General features: G+C 39.0%; 11 protein-coding genes and 1 pseudogene. 9 read left to right on the top strand and 3 right to left on the bottom strand.

All coding sequences use genetic code 11. The features are described from left to right. Window positions 1-119 precede the first annotated feature (119 nt). The 7 genes from nifJ (at window position 120) to H0486_RS17550 (ending at window position 11,284) form a co-directional block, all read left to right on the top strand. Complete coding sequence (nifJ, locus tag H0486_RS17580; protein WP_228354232.1) at window positions 120-3,671, top strand: pyruvate:ferredoxin (flavodoxin) oxidoreductase; 3,552 nt, start codon at window positions 120-122, stop codon at window positions 3,669-3,671. A 431-nt stretch (window positions 3,672-4,102) separates the two neighbouring features. Further along, a complete protein-coding gene (locus tag H0486_RS17575) occupies window positions 4,103-5,875 on the top strand; it encodes a methyl-accepting chemotaxis protein (protein ID WP_228354231.1) in 1,773 nt (590 codons plus the stop codon). A 253-nt stretch (window positions 5,876-6,128) separates the two neighbouring features. Continuing rightward, on the top strand, window positions 6,129-7,856 hold the full coding sequence (locus H0486_RS17570) for a sensor histidine kinase (RefSeq protein ID WP_228354230.1): 1,728 nt from the start codon (window positions 6,129-6,131) through the stop codon (window positions 7,854-7,856). Further along, window positions 7,828-8,496: a response regulator transcription factor gene (locus H0486_RS17565; RefSeq protein ID WP_228354229.1), complete on the top strand. Its 669-nt coding sequence runs from the start codon at window positions 7,828-7,830 to the stop codon at window positions 8,494-8,496. Before H0486_RS17570 ends, H0486_RS17565 begins: the two co-directional genes overlap by 29 nt. A gap of 141 nt (window positions 8,497-8,637) precedes the next feature. After that, window positions 8,638-9,804 carry a transglutaminase domain-containing protein gene (locus H0486_RS17560; RefSeq protein WP_228354228.1) on the top strand — a complete coding sequence of 389 codons (1,167 nt, stop codon included), beginning with the start codon at window positions 8,638-8,640 and terminating at the stop codon, window positions 9,802-9,804. 392 nt (window positions 9,805-10,196) lie between these two features. Continuing rightward, window positions 10,197-10,793 carry a hypothetical protein gene (locus H0486_RS17555; protein WP_228354227.1) on the top strand — a complete coding sequence of 199 codons (597 nt, stop codon included), beginning with the start codon at window positions 10,197-10,199 and terminating at the stop codon, window positions 10,791-10,793. 137 nt (window positions 10,794-10,930) lie between these two features. Then, window positions 10,931-11,284: a hypothetical protein gene (locus tag H0486_RS17550; protein WP_228354226.1), complete on the top strand. Its 354-nt coding sequence runs from the start codon at window positions 10,931-10,933 to the stop codon at window positions 11,282-11,284. A 110-nt stretch (window positions 11,285-11,394) separates the two neighbouring features. Here the strand turns inward: H0486_RS17550 and H0486_RS17545 are convergent, their stop codons facing one another. Both H0486_RS17545 and H0486_RS17540 read right to left on the bottom strand, forming a co-directional pair. Further along, on the bottom strand, window positions 11,395-13,239 hold the full coding sequence (locus H0486_RS17545) for an ABC transporter ATP-binding protein (protein WP_228354225.1): 1,845 nt from the start codon (window positions 13,237-13,239) through the stop codon (window positions 11,395-11,397). Continuing rightward, entirely contained in the window at window positions 13,239-15,002 is a 1,764-nt protein-coding gene (locus H0486_RS17540; RefSeq protein ID WP_228354224.1) for an ABC transporter ATP-binding protein, read from the bottom strand. The genes H0486_RS17545 and H0486_RS17540 overlap by 1 nt, the downstream gene beginning before the upstream one ends. Before the next feature lie 241 nt (window positions 15,003-15,243). Here H0486_RS17540 and H0486_RS17535 point away from each other — a divergent pair, with 241 nt between their 5' ends. Next, window positions 15,244-15,486 carry a GNAT family N-acetyltransferase gene (locus H0486_RS17535; RefSeq protein WP_323163559.1) on the top strand — a complete coding sequence of 81 codons (243 nt, stop codon included), beginning with the start codon at window positions 15,244-15,246 and terminating at the stop codon, window positions 15,484-15,486. A gap of 201 nt (window positions 15,487-15,687) precedes the next feature. Continuing rightward, window positions 15,688-19,131, top strand: a complete 3,444-nt coding sequence (locus H0486_RS17530) for an Ig-like domain-containing protein (RefSeq protein WP_228354222.1) — start codon at window positions 15,688-15,690, stop codon at window positions 19,129-19,131. A gap of 54 nt (window positions 19,132-19,185) precedes the next feature. Here H0486_RS17530 and H0486_RS17525 read toward each other — a convergent pair. Then, window positions 19,186-20,205 (bottom strand): annotated as a pseudogene (locus H0486_RS17525) (LacI family DNA-binding transcriptional regulator). Between the last annotated feature and the right edge of the window lie 40 nt (window positions 20,206-20,245).

Genomic DNA, 20,245 nt, shown 5'->3' with positions numbered 1-20,245 from the left:
AATTACTACCAAATATCCAAAAGAGGGTACATAGTTCTTTACAAAACACTATTCAAGTGGTAAAATTTATGTCGGTTTTATAGGGCTGTTATGCCCTTTTAAAAAGGAGGATATAAAAAATGGCTAGAGCAAAGAAATCAATGGATGGTAATACTGCCGCCGCACACGTCGCGTATGCGTATACAGATGTAGCCGGTATCTATCCTATCACGCCTTCAAGCCCAATGGCCGATTCTGTTGACCAATGGTCTGCTTTAGGGCAGGAAAACATTTTTGGTAACCAAGTAAAAGTTGTTGAAATGCAATCCGAAGCAGGTGCAGCCGGAACAGTACACGGATCCCTTGCAGCAGGTGCACTTACTACAACATTCACAGCTTCTCAGGGTCTTCTTCTGATGATCCCTAATATGTACAAAATAGCTGGCGAGCAGCTTCCAAGTGTATTCCACGTATCTGCCCGTACAGTAGCAACACAGGCTCTTAACATCTTTGGTGATCATAGCGACGTATATGCATGCCGTCAGACAGGCTTTGCAATGTTAGCTGAGTCGAATCCGCAGGAGGTTATGGACTTAAGTCCTGTAGCTCATCTTGCTTCTATCGAAGGAAAGGTTCCTTTCATTAACTTCTTTGATGGTTTCCGTACTTCCCATGAAGTTCAGAAAATTGAAACCTGGGATTATGCAGATTTGAAAGAAATGTGCAACATGGATGCGGTAAAGGCTTTCCGTGAGCATGCATTAAATCCGGAGCGTCCGGCTATGCGTGGTTCTCATGAGAATGGTGACGTTTTCTTCCAGCATCGTGAGGCTTGTAATACAGTATATGATAATTTACCAGCTGTGGTTGAAAAATACATGGCTAAGATCAATCAGAAATTAGGAACAGATTATGATTTATTCAATTACTATGGTGCTCCGGATGCAGATCGTGTAATTGTAGCAATGGGATCATTCTGTGACGTGGCAGAAGAAGTAGTTGATTACTTAACAGCAGCAGGAGAGAAGGTTGGACTTATTAAAGTTCGTCTGTATCGTCCTTGGGTATCAAGCTCCTTACTTAAGGTACTTCCTAAGACCGTTAAGAAGATTGCGGTTCTTGATCGTACCAAAGAGCCTGGTGCATTAGGAGAGCCTTTATATCTTGATGTTGCTGTAACCTTACGTGAAGCAGGACTGAACGATATCATCGTAACAAATGGTCGTTATGGACTTGGTTCCAAGGATACTCCTCCGTCATCTGTATTCGCTGTATTTACAGAATTAAAGAAGGATGCTCCGAAGTCAAGATTTACAATCGGTATCGTAGACGATGTTACAAACTTAAGCTTACCGGAGGTTAAACCGGCTCCGATTACAGCAGCTAAGGGTACCGTAGAGTGTAAATTCTGGGGTCTTGGTGGTGATGGTACCGTAGGTGCTAATAAGAACTCAACCAAGATTATCGGTGACCATACAGATAAATATATCCAGGCTTACTTCCAGTATGACTCCAAGAAGACCGGTGGTGTAACCATTTCCCACCTACGTTTTGGTGACAAGCCTATTAAGAGTCCATATTACATAAATCAGGCAGACTTTGTTGCCTGCCATAACCCTTCCTATGTTGTTAAGGGATATAAGATGGTTCAGGATGTTAAACCCGGCGGTATCTTTATGATTAACTGTCAGTGGTCTGACGAAGAATTAGATACAAAGCTGAATGCAGCTGCTAAGAAATATATTGCAGACAATAATATTCAGGTTTATACCATCAATGCTATCGATAAGGCAATGGAAATTGGAATGGGCAAACGTACCAATACCATTCTTCAAGCTGCTTTCTTCAAATTAGCAAATGTAATGCCTATCGAAGATGCAGTGAAATACATGAAGGATGCTGCTAAGAAGTCCTATGGTAAGAAGGGTGATGCAGTTGTTGAGATGAACTACAAGGCAATTGATGCCGGTGTAGATGCACTTCATAAGGTAACTGTTCCTGCTTCCTGGTCAAATCCTTCTGCCGATGCACCAGCTCATGATCTTCAGGGACGTCCTGAGGTTGTCAAGATGGTGAAAGAGCTGTTAAATCCTATCGCATTAATGGATGGTGACAGCCTACCGGTATCCGCATTTAAGGATATTGCAGATGGACAATTTGAATTAGGTGCTTCTGCTTACGAGAAACGTGGTACTGCAGTACTTGTACCTGAATGGAATGCAGAAAAATGTATCCAGTGTAACAACTGTGCATTTGTATGTTCTCATGCAACCATTCGTCCATTTATGTTAAATGAAGATGAAGTGAAAGCAGCTCCTGCTGGCATTAAGCTTGCTGATACGAAGCCTAAGGCAGGCGAATATAAGTTTACCATGAGCGTATCTCCTCTGGATTGTATGGGATGTGGCGAATGTGTAACAGTATGTCCTGTAGCAGAAAAGGCAATCACAATGGTTCCTCAGGAATCACAGGCACACGAGCAGCCGATCTTCGACTACTTAGTTGCTAATGTTGGAAAGAAACCGGGCATGCCGGCAGACACAACAGTAAAAGGATCTCAGTTCAATCAGCCGCTTCTTGAGTTCTCCGGAAGCTGTGCAGGATGTGCTGAAACCTCTTACGCTCGTTTAGTAACTCAGCTCTTTGGTGAGCAAATGTATATCTCCAATGCAACAGGATGTTCCTCCATTTGGGGTGGTCCTGCAGCGACATGTCCATATACCGTTAATAAGGATACTAAACAGGGTCCTGCCTGGGCTAACTCCTTATTCGAAGATAATGCAGAGCATGGATTTGGTATGTACTTAGGACAGAAGGTCCTTCGTGATCAATGCATTGCTAAGTTAGAGAAAATAGCAGCTTCTGATAAAGCTTCTGCAGAGATGAAGGCAGCGATCGAGAAGTTCATGGCAACAAAAGAAAACACCAGAGAAAATACTACAGATGCAAAAGCATTAATTGCAGAGCTTGAGAAAGCAGCTGCAGCAGGATGTGAATTATCCAAAGAGGTTCTTGATAAGAAGCAGTATCTGTCTAAGAAATCCATTTGGATCTTTGGTGGTGACGGATGGGCATATGACATTGGCTTTGGTGGACTTGACCACGTACTTGCTTCCGGCGAGAATGTTAACGTAATGGTATTTGATACAGAAATGTACTCCAATACAGGCGGTCAGGCATCTAAGGCATCTAATATCGGTGAAGTATGTCAGTTCGCTGCTGCAGGTAAAGAAATTGGTAAGAAGAGCCTTGCAGAAATCGCAATGAGCTATGGCTATGTATATGTAGCTCAGATTGCTCTTGGCGCTAACCCTGCTCAGGCAGTTAAGGCAATTGCTGAAGCAGAAGCTTACAACGGTCCTTCCTTAATCATCTGCTATGCTCCTTGTGAACTTCACGGAGTTAAGGGCGGTATGAATCATTGTCAGGATGAGATGAAGGCGGCTGTTAAGTCCGGTTACTGGAATCTATTCTCCTTTAACCCTGCTCTTAAATCAGAAGGCAAGAATCCTTTCACACTGACATCTAAGCCAGGTGACGGATCCTATCAGGACTTCCTGAATAATGAAACACGTTACACTCGTTTGCAACGTGCATTCCCGGATCGTGCGGAGAAATTATTCAGTGATTCTGAAAAAGCAGCTCAGGAGCGTTATGAGCATTTACTAAGATTAGTAGATCTTTATAAATAATTCATAACGATATCATTTCAAAGAGAATATTTTATAAAATGAATATGATGGAAAGATCGCTTTGCGAACTTTCCATCATCATGAATTAATATGAACAGGGATGCAACTTTACAGTTGCATCCCTGTTTGTTGTAATCGAGAGTAACCTTTTTTGTTTAAATTGGTTACTATTTGTAACTATTATTGGTATGTTTGCACTTATTTAGTTAGTATAGTAGGTATATTAATTAGGGAATTAAGCCCATAACACCATAGGCGGATTGACACATTATTGTGCAACAGTTACAATGTAATTATTCGTAGGAAATTATCAAACCAAGACATATTATGTCGTGTATATTAGGATGATTTATCAGAATATGATATTGAAATGATACTGATATGCTACAGATCATTAGCAATTATAATGTACATGTGGGAGGGCTTTCATAATGAAACAGAAATTACTTAAGAAATCTCAGCAAAGTAGCGGTAGGCGACCGAAGTTAAGAGTCAGAAGACTTAGACTTTCCATACGACAGCGTCTTATCGGAACAGTTATTGCAACCTTAATTATAACTGGAGTTATATCTGCATTCTCTCTCGTTAATCTGAATACGATTAAGAACAATTCCAATATGATCTCAACAGAGAGATTGCCACAGTTAAATTACGCCAATACCCTAAGTAATAAGATTCTGCAATTTAGACTTTTGGAATATAATCACCTTTTAGCAGATAATATAAGCTTGAAGGAGAAGGAAGAAGAGAAAATGGCAACGCTTGAGAAGGAGATTGAGGAGATCTTTGAGAGCTATAAAGCCATTGTTACAGAGGATCTTAAGCCGATCATTAACCAGCACTATGCACAATGGGGAAGCTTCCTTAGCACTCACGAATCTTTGATGGAACTAAGTAAGACCAACAAAGAGGAAGCAATGAAGTTTAATTCTATGCAGTCTAAGATTGCATATGATACACTGGTTATTAAGACAACGAATATGTTAGATTCGAACATTAATACGATTAATCAGATTACAGATGAGGTAAATCAGAAATACGAAGAATCCAGAGGAATTTTAATAGGCGTGTTTGCTTTCGGTATCTTATTGAGCTTTGCAATAGGAATCTTCTTAATCTATAGTATTCTGCCTCCGCTTCGTAAGATGCAACAGAAACTATCTGATTTAGTTCAGAATGGTGGAGACCTGACACAGACGATCAACTTCAAGAATAACAATGAAATTGCAGACCTGGCTAAGAGCATTAATCTGTTCCTAGGTAACCTGAGAGAAATTATATCGGAGGTAAAAAAAGAAGCTTCGATATTAGATCAAAGTGTAGATACTGTAAATCAAAGCATATATGAACTGAATGGATCCTTATCCGATGTATCAGCGACTACAGAGGAGTTGTCTGCAGGAATGCAGGAAACCGCTGCATCTGCCGAAGAAATGAATAATATGAGCCAGACCATTCAGCAGGTAATTCTGAATGTTACTGAAAAGAGCGAAGAAGGCTCAAAGAAGGCAGAAGAAATCAGTCAGAGAGCAGTGGAGTTAAGAAGCAATGCGTTAAAGTCCCAGGAAGCAGCTTTTCGTATTAAAGAGGAAGTGGACAGGGAGCTTAAGGAAGCAATTGAGCATGCGAAAGCAGTTCATCAGATTAGTTCTCTATCAGATGCTATATTAGAGGTAGCTGAGCAAACCAATCTTCTATCATTAAATGCTGCAATTGAGGCGGCCAGAGCAGGAGAAGCCGGAAAAGGCTTTGCTGTCGTAGCGGATGAGATCAGAAAGCTGGCAGAGCATTCCAGAGTGAATACCGGTAAGATACAATCCATTGCTCAAGTCGTGATTGAATCAGTTAATAACCTAAGCGAATCCTCACAAAAGGTACTGGAGTTCTTGGATAGTCAGGTTGCAGACGATTATAAGACTCAGGTAAGTACCGGTGATCAGTATAAAAAGGATGCCGAAACCATTAATGAATTGGTTACAGAGATTCATTCAACAGCGGATGTATTACAGACAGAGATTCGAAGAATGCAGCAGGTTATCGGTGAAATAACCCTTGCGACCAATGAGGGAGCGGATGGTACCAGCGTTATTGCTGGAAAAGCATCTTTGATCGCGGAAAGTGCAGTAAATGTACTTAATAATACCAAGACCTCGAAGGAAGGTGCGAATCGATTAAATAAAGTAGTAGAGAAGTTTACAACTTAAAATATATTGAGAAGTATTTCAACAACAATATGACATACCGGAGATTTATACCACAGCATGGATCCATCAAGTCTGCGGGTTTAAACTCACGGTATGTCTTTTTGCTTAGGGTAGAGGGTTGGTGTCTCATTTTGCAGAATATTGCGAATCAGATACATTAATGATAGAATAAAGGTAATAATTTTATACTTTCAATGTGTATGGAATCAGCAAGTGCCTTAACATGTCTTAATCCTAAACGAATGGAGTAAATATGGTTAATCAATATATGCCTTATATATGGTTATTAATTAGCTCCTCCGTCATTACGTTCTTTCTTGGAGTGATAGTACTATTTGGTCAGAGGAGGTCAAAGGTAGCTTTTTATTTTGTTCTCAGTATGGCGGTATTAACCTTATGGTCGTTATGTAACGCACTTGAGATGATGGGAGATACCTTACAGTCCAAGTTATTCTGGGGAAATGTTCAGTATATTGCATATTGCTACTCACCGATTACTCTGGTGGCGCTGTGTATGAGCTTTACCGGTTATGATTATCTGATCAAAAATAAAAAAGTAATATGCCTGGCCATCCTGCCCACGATCATCATTCTTCTTGTATGGACAAACAGCTACCACGGATTAATGCGATATGATGTGTATCTGGATGAAAGTGGACCATTTCCGGTAATTAGCAAGAAATATGGGGTAGCATTTTATATTCATGCGATCTATTCGTATCTTCTTAATATGACAGCGGTAATTCTTCTAATCAGAGCACTGTTTATCAAAAAATCGATTTATTTCAAACAGGTAGTAATGCTGTTGATTGGGACATGCTCTATAATAATACCAAATATAATATATGTACTGGGATTAAGCCCTTTTATTATGGACATAACCCCCGTATTCTTTGGACCGGCAGGAGCCATAATTCTAGGATCAATATTCTGGTATAGGATGTTTGAGCTGGTTCCCGCGGCAAGAGCAGTCGTGATGGAGACCATGAACCTGGGAGTTATGGTGCTGGATCAGCAGGACAAGGTGGTTGATATGAATCCGGCCTTCATGCAAATATTCAATATCTCTTCCGACTATTATGATATTCGTATGGAAAAGGTCTGTAGTAATACTCCGAAACTGGTTGAAGCATATAAAAATGGCCTACAAAACTTTGAATTTACAGTACAAACTCAGGATAAATGTAATATTTATGAAGTGCAGTTCAACCTGTTAAATGATAAAAAGGGAAATCCGATCGGAAAGATTGCTGTTGCTTATGATGTAACGCTTAAGAAACAGGCAGAAGAGGAATATCTGAAGCAACAGAAAATGATTAGCCGTATGGAAGAAAAGGAACGGCTAGCCAGAGATTTGCATGATAATCTGGGACAATTACTAGCCTATATCAATATGCAGGTTCAGGGTATTAACCAGCAGTTGTATAATGAAGGAATTGATTTGGTGTCAGATAAGCTGGAGCAATTATCCAAAGTTTCGCAAATTGCTCATTCTGAGGTGAGGGACTATATTCGAGAGGTAAGAAATGCAGCTAATATCGAACGTGACTTTATCCACGAAATAAAAAATGTCATAAGTTTATTCGAGCATCAGACCGGAATTCATGTAAAACTGGAGCTTGGGGATAATTTTACGGATGAAGGAATCACACCTTACATAAGTTCAAATCTGGTTAACATTATGAAAGAATCACTGAACAATATCAGGAAGCATTCTAATGCGGAGAAGGTACAAATCTCATTACAGAATATGGAGCAACAGCTAAGACTATATATTAAGGATGATGGTAAGGGATTTCACTGTACTAACATAAGTGGAAAAGGCAGCTTTGGATTGAGCATCATGAAGGAAAGAGCGAATATGCTCGGTGGACAAATACACATTCAGTCGGAAATGGGAAAAGGTACTTCTATATCCGTATCGATTCCACTAGAGGGAGGAAAGGCTAAAAATGCAAATGAAGTTAATGCTGGTAGATGATCATCTTTTATTCATGGAAAGTCTCCAGTATCTTTTGGAGATGAACGGAATCCAAGTAGTGGGAAAGGCAAGGAACGGAACAGAGGCAGTGGTAAAGGCTAGAGGACTGAAACCGGATATTATTCTTATGGATATCATAATGCCGGAATGCAGCGGCCTGGAAGCGTTGAAGCTGATTAAAGCGGAACAGCCCGACATTAAGATTGTTATGCTCACCACTTCCGAAGAAGAGGAGGATTTGTTTGATGCAATCAAGTTCGGAGCTTCCGGATATCTGTTTAAGAACACGGATGCAAAAGAATTGATTACAACATTGGAGGAAACATATCGGAATGAGGCGTCCATCTCTCATCATATAGCACAGAAGCTAATGGAAGAAATCAAGCTTTATAGTCAAGATGAGGAACCCCATTTGAAAGAAGGTACTGAATCCGGGGAAGGATACCCATTGACAGATAGACAGAGAGAGATACTTGCTTTAGTAGCGGAGGGCAAAACATATAAAGAAGTAGGTAAGAGCTTGGGAATCAAAGAGAGGACGATTAAATATCATATGGGCAAAATACTGGAATATCTACATCTGGAAAACAGATCACAGTTAATAGCCTATGCTAGCAAAAATCGAATCCTCGATAACTAGAATAGGATTAGAGTTCATATTGATAAACATGATGGTAATCTCTCGAAAAGGTTACGCTAAGGCTTCTCTTTGTTAGTTTATAGATAGCCGGCCATTGTTCTTCGCCGGGAATTACTTGAATAATGAATGGAAGGTGAAAATATGCTCAACAGAAAAAAGAATCAGATTGTGATTGCATTAATTATTTTACTGTGTATATTAACACCACCTCTTAATGCCCAAGCGGCTATCATAAAGGAGGGTATCTCCAGTAATAAGAATGTATATTATGTATCCAGTGTGAAAGAAAATACCCTGGCATTTCATTTAATAAGAAACAGAATGGAAACAAACGTCAAGATAGTATATAAAGATAAAATGATCCCATCTTCGAAGAAGGATCTGAAATATTACTATTCAAAAGAAGGAAATAAGTGTATTTTTGATTTATATCAGAATTTGGTACTGCCCTACACTAATAAGACCTATGCATGCAAAGGCTTTAGTATTAAATCAGCAAAGTATGATAAAAAGAAGAAAACAGTAACAGTAGAATATAAATTTGAATATTATGATTCTTTAGAAGAATCAGACTATACAAATAAATTGGTTAATGAAGCCATAAAAAAGAATATCGGGAACTTAAAATCGGATTATCAAAAAGCTTATTGGGCATATCAATTTGTATTAGATCATTTCCAATATGATAAAACTCAGAGCAATTATTCTGTCCATAGTGGCTTCAATGAGGGTACAGTTTGTATAGGGTATGCCACGTTGTATTGTTCTATAATGAATAAGCTTGGATTGGAATGTATGGTTGTTGAGGGATCTGTGTATCATGATGAGTTTCTGACCCATGCATGGAATGTTATTAAACTTGATGGGAAATGGTATTGTGTTGATGCTACCTGGGGAGATGAAGATATTCCATCAAAGTATTTCTTAAAATCAAAAGATACCTTCTTAAAAGAAGAATATGGTGTGCATCAGGCGAGAATCTATGATGACTTTATAAAAGCAGGGGAAATCTTTTCGGATACGGACTATCTTGATAATAATGAGCTAAGCAATCATTCCATATTGCCGGCTGTATACGATATAGAGCTTGATATATTAAAATGTAATGTGCTTAGTATCAATGAAGCTTATTATTTTATGTTACAAAATAAATATAATGTTCCAATTAATTTTAAGAGTGATGACACAAAGATAGCTAAGGTGAGTGAGGATGGAATAATCGTTGGTGTAGGCCACGGAACCACTGTAATTACGGCATATAATGATGATTTAAATATCAAGCAGAGTATTGCGATAACAGTGAAGTAGGAAAAAGTAAGAGACTAATCTCATTTGGATTAGTCTCAATAATTCCGTTTAATTTACTTATTTCCTCGCGTGATTTCCCGTACCACATAGGCAATACAGGAAACAAATAACATTACAAAGCATACAGTGGTTATCAGTGTAGCATACTCCAGGAATAACAAGCTTTGAGGATATAACGGATTCTAATCCATTTACCGAGGATGCAAACATGTATAAGAGATTCGCTACCGATGGCATGGACAGCACCAAAACAGTTTTTACTGTTGGATTTTATGAAGGGGTTGATGAAGTCTTTGTGAGATGCTACTAAGATAATCCATAACAAGCGGTAGCGAAACTTCTAGTGGACCGAACATATATTATATTAGAATAATATGAGATTGAGGAGTATTATGGATCGAACTAGTTCCAATCCGCTAGGAAGGATATTTCTTAGTGATAATATTATACATGCAGATAATGTTCTCATTGAGAAGGTCGTTGTAGAGAGCGCAAGAACAGGATATATATTAACGACACTCGAATTAAGTGATGAAAATAGTGTGATTTATATGCAGGAAACCAGACTAAATGTTGGAGAGTATACGATTATCATTGATGAATCGGGAAGAAGACTTAATCTTTATGATTTACAGGAAGGAATGCGAATAGATGCATATTTCTCATCTGCAATGACGAGAAGTATTCCTCCACAATCAAGTGCTTTCAGTATTATAGTATTGCAAGAAGAAGCCACGGTAGATATTACAACGGACCGAGTTGTGAATGTCGATACGAATTATGGTTTTATTATCACCGGAAACCCCTATGATATATATGATCAGATGATATTTACCGTCTCGGATGATACAGTAATACTTGATCAGAGCAATAATACCATTCCATTAGAAGCAATCCAGCCGGGGCAGCTAGTACAGGTGGAACATGCTATATTCCAAACCCTAAGCATACCGCCCCAATCTCCAGCCTATCGGGTGATGGTTCTATAGAATAAATTAACTTCCATATAGTAAGAAAAAAATAGAACAGTAATAGGACTGTTCTATTTTTTATAACAATATACCTGCGATTTTATCAGACTTGAAACATAAATGAAACCAAAGATACTCTTATGGTGTATTTACAGGTGAATATATTCATTAAAAACTTTTGCCCGTATAGTACAAACATACCGGAAATAATATTAGTTAATAACTCGGTTTGCGTCCTAACAAAGGAAGACGGATCCGGCTGGGATTTAGAAAAAGGAGATATCCTGGAATATCACTTTGATAAGTATCCGTCGAGTGTTGTAGATCAACAAACACTATTAATCGGCTATGTGAAAAACAATGTAATGTATGAAGGAGAGATTTATAGACAGTTATCAGGCTCCTATACTCTTGATGTACAGGAGAAAGGCGAATACTTCCTATATCTCCTGAGCGCAAGTTCTGATTACCTGACCCTAAAAACAGGGGGAGATATATTTAAGGGATAGATAGGATAGGATTATATAATTATGATAAGTTAGAATGAATAAGCAGCGGTCTTGAAATCAATTCCGCTGCTTATTCCTACAGTTCAATATTTTTTATGTTTGTATTTCATTTATGCTATGTCCACATATTTACCAGCCTGTGCCTTCCACATGTCTGCATATTTCTGCTGTAATCGAATTAATTCCTCATGAGTTTCTTCCTCTATGATTCTGCCCTGTTCCAGCATGATTATGCGATCAGCATTTCGAGTAGTGGAAAGACGATGAGATATAAAAATCACCGATTTATTGTCTACCGTCTGAAGCATTGCTTCATTCAACTGATACTCCGCAATCGGATCCAGAGCGCTGGAGGGCTCATCAAGTATCACCAGATGTGCATCTTTATAGAAGGCTCTGGCGATTGCAAGCTTCTGGCTTTCTCCTCCGGACAAATCAACTCCATTCTCTTCAAATTCTGTTGTAAGCTCTGTTAATAAATCCTGTGGAAGAGTGTCAAGCTTTTCTTTAAAGCCGCTAAACTCCAGTGCGTTTCGTATATCTTTCTCCCGCCGTGTTATTGTATCTTCATCTGTATAGTCTAATACTACATTGTAGCCGACATTAGTGGCGAAGATCTTGAAATCCTGGAATATCGTACCGATCATTTCTCGGTATTCGTTAATATCATAGTCCTTGATATTTATTCCGTTGTAGAGGATCTCTCCTTCAGAAGGGTCATATAGTCTCATAATCAGCTTAATTAAGGTGGTTTTGCCTGCTCCGTTATAACCAACCAGAGCTATTTTCTGGTTTGGTTCTATTGTCAGACAGATGTCATGGAGAATATAACCATCCTTTTCGCTGTAACCAAAGGAAACGTTTTTCAGTTCCAAAGTCTTTGGTTCCTTGGGTACGGGGAGATTCTTAATACTTGTAATTTTCTTTTCATAGCTGATAAAATTACGTATTTTCTCAATATACAGACTGTTCTCCGAAATCTGAGGTAAGACGGTTGCCATTGTCTGCAGGTTGTATTTCATATCACCTGAGGAGTTCCAAAGTACAACCACACTGCTGTAGGAAATGACATGCTGTACTGCAGCGCGGAATACCAGGTAGGTAATATAAACCACATCACTGACAAAATCATTAGTAAGATAATGTGAGACAAAGTGAAGCCAGGTTCTCTTTACGGCATATTTTTTCTCGATTCCATAGATATCCTTATTGACCTGATCAAATTCACTGTACAAACGGGTTCGGATACTGGGGTTTAGGCGGACCTCCTTTGCATAATCATTCAGATAAAAAACTCTGTGAATATAGGATCTTTTTCTTTCCTTTGGGTTTTTCTCTAGTCGATTACTAAAGTTCAGTTTATTCAATAATTGAGAGAAGAATATTGTCAATCCAAAGGAAGCCAGAACAAAGATAATAGAGAGGGAATCTGTAACGAGTAAGAATACCCCGCTTACAATCACCGATGTTAAGGCACGGAAAAAGGTATCTATGATCTGATGGGTTCTTGTAATGGACTTATCCGCCTCGGAAAGAGACAACACAAATTCATTATAATATTCCGGGTTATCATAGCATTCCAGGTCGAGCTCTTTGGCCTTTTCGTACATGATTTCCTTAAGCCGTTTCTGAATCTTCGGGAGACTTTTCTGATGCACATTATTGGTGTATATCGTTCCCAGTAGAAAGGATATTGCCCAGGAAATCATAACAATAAGAAGGAACTGTACGACTACCGGAAAAGGCTTATGGAACTCCACAGCCTCCAGAACATACTTAATTCCATAGGTATGCTCCAGGAATATCAGACATTGAGCCTGAATTGCTATAAAGATCATAAAAAGCATAAAAAAGGGTGCTGTCTCAAAGGAGATCTTTATGATGAACCAGTTATTAGAAAGAATACGCTTTAACTTCTGCTTATTGTCCTTCTTCTTGTTGTTCTGCTTATCCATTACGCAATCACCTCCTGAAGATCCTCTACAGCTAGATAATTCTTCGCCTGCTTATGATACATGTCGGCATAAGAACCATTTAACGCCATCAATTCCTTATGGGTTCCCTGCTCCAGGATGGTTCCATTTTCCAGCATAAATACCATATCTGCATTGCGGACGGAGGATAACCGATGAGAGATGAATATCATCGTTTTATCAATACTTTCCTTCATAATACTGTCATAGAGATCACATTCCGCAATCGGGTCCAAGGCACTTGAAGGCTCATCAAACACCTTTATAGGAGCATTCTTAGCAAAAGCCCTTGCCACAACAATCTTCTGAAACTCTCCTCCGGATAGAAGAACACCCTCCTCGTCAAATTCCTTGGTCATTATGGTATCAAGCCCCTTCGGTAAAGACTTAATTTTGTCGTACACACCGGCCTTTATCAGAGCATCAACTACCTTTTCATCATCTTCTTCACTGCTTTCCCGCATTAAGACATTTTCTCTAATAGACAGGGCAAATATTTTATAGTCCTGAAAAGCAGCAGCAAACAGGCTGCGGTAAGCCTTTAGATTGTATTCCTTGATGTTGATACCATTTACCAGAATTTCACCTTCATCAGGGTCATATAATCGGAATAACAGCTTAATAATGGTCGTTTTCCCTGCACCGTTATGTCCTACTAAAGCCACTCGGGAATTACCCTCGATATAAAAGGAAAGATTATGAATAATCTTGCAATCTTCCTTATAGCTAAAGCTCACATTACGAAACTCAATGGAGGAAATCTCACTTGCCGGCATAATTCCGTCATAATCCTCTGGGAGCTTTTCCTCATATTCAAGAAATGTCCTTAAATTCTCAACAAATAAACCCTGCTTCATACACTCCATAAGACTTTCGGTAAATCGAATCAGAATCCAGGAGGCGGACACCATTGTACTGGAAAGCACGGCTAGTTCAGCCAAATCTATCGATTTCCCTACTATTGCACGATAGGCTCCGTACATAAGTACACCTTCAAACATGACAGTAAAGGTAAGATAATTACGAATCCAGGTTGGCACGTTGATCTTTAGGGCATATTGATCAGCAGTCTTAATTATTCCTTGCAGAGCTTCCTCGTATTTATTCTTTAGAATATGAAATACCTTCGATAAACGCATTTCCTTAGAATAATCCGCCAGATACATGACACGGTTCACATAGTCGATTCTTCTCTTATATGGTGCCATTGCTTTATCTCTCTCATATTCTGCTTTATGATAGAGGTAGCCGAATAAGAAGTTACCCACGATTGGAAATACAATAAATAGTACGACAAACTTATCAATCATAAACATGGTTGAAAATACAACAATCGCTGCGATTCCTCCGGTAAAAATACCAAAGAAATTCTGAATAACCAGTATCAGTTTATCACTGGCACCATCCACAGCGAGAGTATATCTGTTGTAGAAGCTACTGTCTTCAAAGCATCGAAGCTCCACATTACCGGCTTTCTCATAAAGCTTTCGGTAAAGCTTTTGATAAATTATCGTACCAGCCAGAGGGATATAGGCTCCCTCAATATAGGAATAATAGAGAGCGACTATTATAAAGAATCCTCCCGATATAAGGATGAACTGGAGAATATGATAAAAGCCTCTTTCATCTTGAATTGCTCCAACCACATATCGGATAAAAAAGTAGCTGTAGAATACCCATGCAATATATTCAAATGCCTTTGCTATGGCAGAATGTAGAACAGCCCCTTTTCTAATTCCCCACATTAGTCGGACTGAATAGATAATGTTTTTAAATGCTCTTTTTTTTTAATTTTTTCCTGCTGTTCCATAACCTTCCCCCTAAGTAAGTGAACCAACGCTATATCTGGTCTCAATATACGCATAATGTTTAATTAGTGAACTAAATTACCTAAATTATACCACAATTCAGAGATTATTGTAAATCAGATACTATTATATAAAAGTAGAACTGTATCTTCTGACTGTACATTTAGACAGTGTAAAAGTGGTATATGATGTAGAGAAAATGGTTGGATTCATATTATATGACTTTGATGAAGAATTACATGGCTGGTCCATGAGCAGGTTCATGATCGATGAGTCATTGCATGGGCATGGCTATGGTAAAGAGGCACTTAAGGGGTTTATTCGCTATTTTAAGGAAAGGTATCCTACTGAAAAGCTATTATATACAAGTGCAGAGGTTGATAATATTGTATGTCCTGACCTCCGATCGTTAGATTTTTAGGTCTAACTTTTGGGAGAAGGACAAACAACTGCTCCTTCTTTTTTCAAATCATGTAAAAAGCAAAAAAAAAATGTAGAATTATATCTTCTGACTGTACCTTTGGACAGTGTTAAATTTATCAAAACGTATTATAATAAGACTAATAATGGATATATATATCATAACAGAGCATTTATTGATTTTATTGAGGGAGGATAATAGATGGTAAGATTTCGAAGAATGAAGGCACTGGCTGTATTATTAAGCATATGTATGCTTCTTGGCGTAATCAATACGAAAGCCTATGCTAGAAATGACATGACAGTATTGGATAATAACAAAGAAGAAGCAATAATTCATTCATACGGTATGGAAGGTGCAGAAACTGTATCCGGATCTGCTATATATGCTAACGCTATTAGTGTGTATTATGTTGATGCCAACTACACGGAAGGGGATGGTGACGGAAGCATAGAGAAGCCCTACTCAACAATACAGGATGCAGTTAGCGCCATAGATAAAGGCATGAAGAAGGGTGTCCTATATATCTGTTCAGATCTGGTAATAAACAGCACAATTAGTATAAATAATGAAGTTACCATACTAAACTATGGCTCTGAACCACATACCATAAGAAGCAATAGTGCTTCATATATACTTGATGTCTCCAATACCGGTAGTCTTACTCTTGGAGCCGAAGGCGAGGGAAATGACGAGTCACCTAAGCTGCTTATAACCGGTGAACCATTTAGATTCATTAGTAATTCCGGTATACTCAAGATATATCCAGGGATAAAAATATTCGTTAATGAGGAGGATGACTCTGATCACTGTGCGCTTTACAATGGAGGAACAACTTATATGTATGGAGGCACTATAACAGGCTTTAAACATATGTTGTATTCCGCTATAGACAATTATGGTACCTTTATTATGGAGGGTGGCAGTATCAGTAAGTGCATGGGAAGCACTGCAGGAGCCCTATATAACGACAATAATGGCACCTTTATTATGAAGGGCGGCAGGATTGAAGAAAATAGTTCTTTCAACGGTGTGGCGATAGATTGTGAGGGAGCTATTCATTTATCTGACAGTGCATCCATTCCTCAGAAGAATGATGGAAGCAATAAGCTTCTGTTAAGTGAAAAGGCATTTATTAAAATAGAGAATGACTTAAGTAGTTCAGAAAAAATAATGCTTGCATTAAAAAAATGTTTTCCCAGAAGAGAGACCCTACAGGGAGATGAGACTGTTATTCGTAATAACTATCAAAAGTTCATAATTGATCCTACAGTAACAGACTATTATCTGGCCGAGGATGGAACTTTAAAGTATATTGGATTAGTCATGGACTTTTATGTGGATGAGAAGAATGGTGATGACGGTAATACAGGTACTAAGGATTCACCCTTTGCCACATTGGTAAAGGCTGTTGATACTATTGGCAGCGGCATTGGAACTGTACATATTTGCTCGGATATAAATCTAAAGGAACGTATCGATATAAGTGGTGCAATTAAGCTTATTAACGAAGGTGAGCCCTATACTATATTACGTGATCCTTCATATAGTGGAAACATGTTTAGTGTAACCGGTCAGTTGGAACTAGGCAATAGTGAACTTGATGGAGGGCCTGAGGTAAGACTGCTTACAATTAACGGTAATAAAGAAAAAATGTCCTATAGCTCTTCAATCATAGAAAATCGGGGAAGAGTTATCTTACATAACGGAATAGTCTTAGAGGATAATATTTCAAATAAGGGAGGTGCCATAGAGAATTTCGGACATCATGAAGACGGGACATTATTTATGTATGGTGGAGTTATTCAGAATAATTATGTGTCCCGTGATGGAGGAGGCATCGATAATTTTTTTGGGCAAGTCACTATCCTTGGGGGGAGCATCAGAAACAACATAGCAGAACAAGGGTGTGGTGGCGGTATAAACCATTCGGAGGGTGGATTTACAACCATATCCGGCGGGAATATTCATGATAATACTGCCATACGAGGCGGCGGTATTGCCTCTGATGGAAGCATAAACATATCAAGTGGGAAAATATATAATAATAAAGCAGAACTAGGCGGAGGGCTGTCATCCTATACATCTCATATTAATATGTCTGGGGGAGAAGTCTTCGGAAATACCGGACTGGATGAGAAAGGTACAACTGTAGGAAATGGTATAGAATTAGATTGTTCGCTACTTACTATATCAGGTAATGCATCTATTGCCAGTGACAATGAGATAGCATTATATGATGAAGCATACTACCCGTATGATAAAGCAACTGTTGTAGTAGGAGGTCAACTATCAGAGGACATGCCGGTAATTTCACTAGCAATATATAATTATGAAAATAGATATCCGGATAAAAATTATTATTATTATTTTTATACTATTGGAAAACAGGTATTAAAGCCTGCTGATGGGTATACACTCACAGCCCAGGATATATCCAGGTTTCAGATGCTTGACAGTAATTATGGAATAAATAATCATGGAAGGATTGCCCAAGGCATAAGTGATAGCTGGTTTACCTTAACTGGAATAGATAACATTATTTATTCAGGAAGCGAGATTAAGCCTGCAGTAGTTGGTGTAAACGGTACGACCTCCTTAGAAGAAGAAAGGGATTATCAGGTCAGGTATACAAACAATATTAATCCGGGCACAGCAACGGTATATATTTACGGAATGGATAACTACGGGGGAACAGTAATTAAGACCTTCACGATCAAAAATGCTATTACACCGAAGCCGACGCCGGAACCATCTTATACACCACCAAGCGGAGGTGGTGCTGCTATAGAGGGACCGACACCCACACCTACACCGACACCTGTACCAACAGGTACACAATTAGATTCCGATAGAATCAGAGACGCAAGAGAAAGCGGTACGGATCTTAATATATCAGTGAAGGATAACGATGGGAAAGAAAGGTATACATGGAGCTTTAAAGGCAGTGATATAGCCGCGTCGGACAAGAAAATAGAAGATTTGGATCTTTCTCTTAGTATTCAGAGAGTAGAGGAGAATAAGGATCTGGCAAAGCTGTTGGGTAATTCCCATACAGGCACTAATAACCAAGGTGGTTTACTTATCAATTTTAGTCATGATGGAGATTTACCTTCTCAGGCAAGTATCAGAATGTATGTAGGTAATATGGGATATTCTGAAGGGGATAGGCTGTATCTATACCACTATAATTCTGAAAGTGGAAAGCTGGAAACGCTGCCATACAGCTCAAATTATGTGGTTGACAGGGATGGTTATATAACAATAAAGGTTGTCTACTGTTCTCAGTATGTGCTGCTGCCCAAGCAGGCGAAGGAAGAAATCATTACTTCCTTAAGAAATCAGATCAGTGTTGAGCCTAAGAAAGTAACTCTGAAGCCAGGGTCAAACAAAAATAAAACTGCAGTGATACAGGTAAATCTACCGAAGACACTGGAACAAGTGAAGGATCTCAAGGACAAGACCTCCGGCAGCGCGATAGGGGCAGTAAGGATTACTTACAAATCCAGTAATTCAAAGGTGGCAAGTGTAGACAGCAAGGGTAAAATCACAGCGAAGAAAGCCGGAAAGGCAGTTATTACAGTTAAGACAACTCTTTATAGCGGCAAGACAAAAACCTTTAAGGTTTCTGTTATTGTAAAATAGAATACATATATAAAGAAAGGATATGTCACCTTGAACGGTGTCATATCCTTTCTTTTATTTTCTCTTACATATGGAGCAGCTTTCTCTTTTTACCAGATAATATGGTAGTGATATTTTTAATGGAAGGGAATGCCCGCTGTTAATACGGTCGATCAGTATCTTAGCGGTCATTTTTCCGATTTCCTCGATTGGAATATGCATGGTTGTCAGCATGGGAGATACATATTGAGAAATATCAATATCATCCATACTAATGACGGAGATATCCTCGGGGACTTTATAATTGCAGTCCTGAATAGCCTTGAGGGCACCGATGGCAGTAATGTCATTGATACAGAAGAAGGCAGTCACATCCCCGGTATTACCGAGAATCCACTTTGCTCCCTGATATCCTCCATCTGAAGAAATGGGAACATTGGTGATTAGGTTTTTATCAATAGGAATATGATGCTTCTTTAAGATGTCACAATATGCCAGATATCGTACCTCCTTCTGCATCTCTCCGATATATCCGATTCTTGTGTGACCCAGCTGAATGAGATATTCCATGGCGTCGGAAGCAACGACATAGCCATCACAGATTACCTGGTCATATTCCGCATCTAAGGCGTTTAGTCCGGCATATACCACCTTTTTAAAATGAAGCTTGAGGAATTTTAAAGTCTCTTTATCACACCTTCCCAGAACAGCCACTCCATCCACCTCATTGTTTACAATCTGATGATGTGTGGCAGGATTGTGGATATCATAGGCGGTAAAGGAGTATTTTACGATAAAACCCTCCTTTAATGCCTCCTGCTCCATACTTCTGGTAAGTGCAGAGAAGAAGGCATCATTTTTGGCGTCAGTCGAACGGGCATAGATGCAGGCTATGGACTTTGTGGATTTCTTAGCCTTGGTGCCTGACTTTAAGGACTGTGCAGAAGAGTTGGGAACATAACCTCCGTAGCGGGCAATCTCCCATACTCTGTCCTAGACCTCCTTTCTTGCAGCATTGGTATTGTTACCGTTGAGAATTCTGGAAACGGTTGAAATAGAAACGCCGGCTTCCTTCGCAATATCTTTCAGTGTCATACTCTAAGAACACCCCTTCATGTTTTCTCTATTCCTGTAT

Source organism: Variimorphobacter saccharofermentans (assembly GCF_014174405.1).
Lineage (GTDB): Bacteria > Bacillota > Clostridia > Lachnospirales > Lachnospiraceae > Mobilitalea > Mobilitalea saccharofermentans.
Note: the sequence above shows the minus strand (reverse complement) of the source record. Positions and strands in the feature narration are given on the sequence as shown.

Bases quoted from the DNA above. Each gene is read 5' to 3' on its own strand.
- nifJ (WP_228354232.1), top strand. From the start codon at position 120: ATGGCTAGAGCAAAGAAATCAATGGATGGTAATACTGCCGCCGCACAC.
- H0486_RS17575 (WP_228354231.1), top strand. From the start codon at position 4,103: ATGAAACAGAAATTACTTAAGAAATCTCAGCAAAGTAGCGGTAGGCGA.
- H0486_RS17570 (WP_228354230.1), top strand. From the start codon at position 6,129: ATGGTTAATCAATATATGCCTTATATATGGTTATTAATTAGCTCCTCC.
- H0486_RS17565 (WP_228354229.1), top strand. From the start codon at position 7,828: ATGCAAATGAAGTTAATGCTGGTAGATGATCATCTTTTATTCATGGAA.
- H0486_RS17560 (WP_228354228.1), top strand. From the start codon at position 8,638: ATGCTCAACAGAAAAAAGAATCAGATTGTGATTGCATTAATTATTTTA.
- H0486_RS17555 (WP_228354227.1), top strand. From the start codon at position 10,197: ATGGATCGAACTAGTTCCAATCCGCTAGGAAGGATATTTCTTAGTGAT.
- H0486_RS17545 (WP_228354225.1), bottom strand. From the start codon at position 13,239: ATGGATAAGCAGAACAACAAGAAGAAGGACAATAAGCAGAAGTTAAAG.
- H0486_RS17540 (WP_228354224.1), bottom strand. From the start codon at position 15,002: ATGTGGGGAATTAGAAAAGGGGCTGTTCTACATTCTGCCATAGCAAAG.
- H0486_RS17530 (WP_228354222.1), top strand. From the start codon at position 15,688: ATGGTAAGATTTCGAAGAATGAAGGCACTGGCTGTATTATTAAGCATA.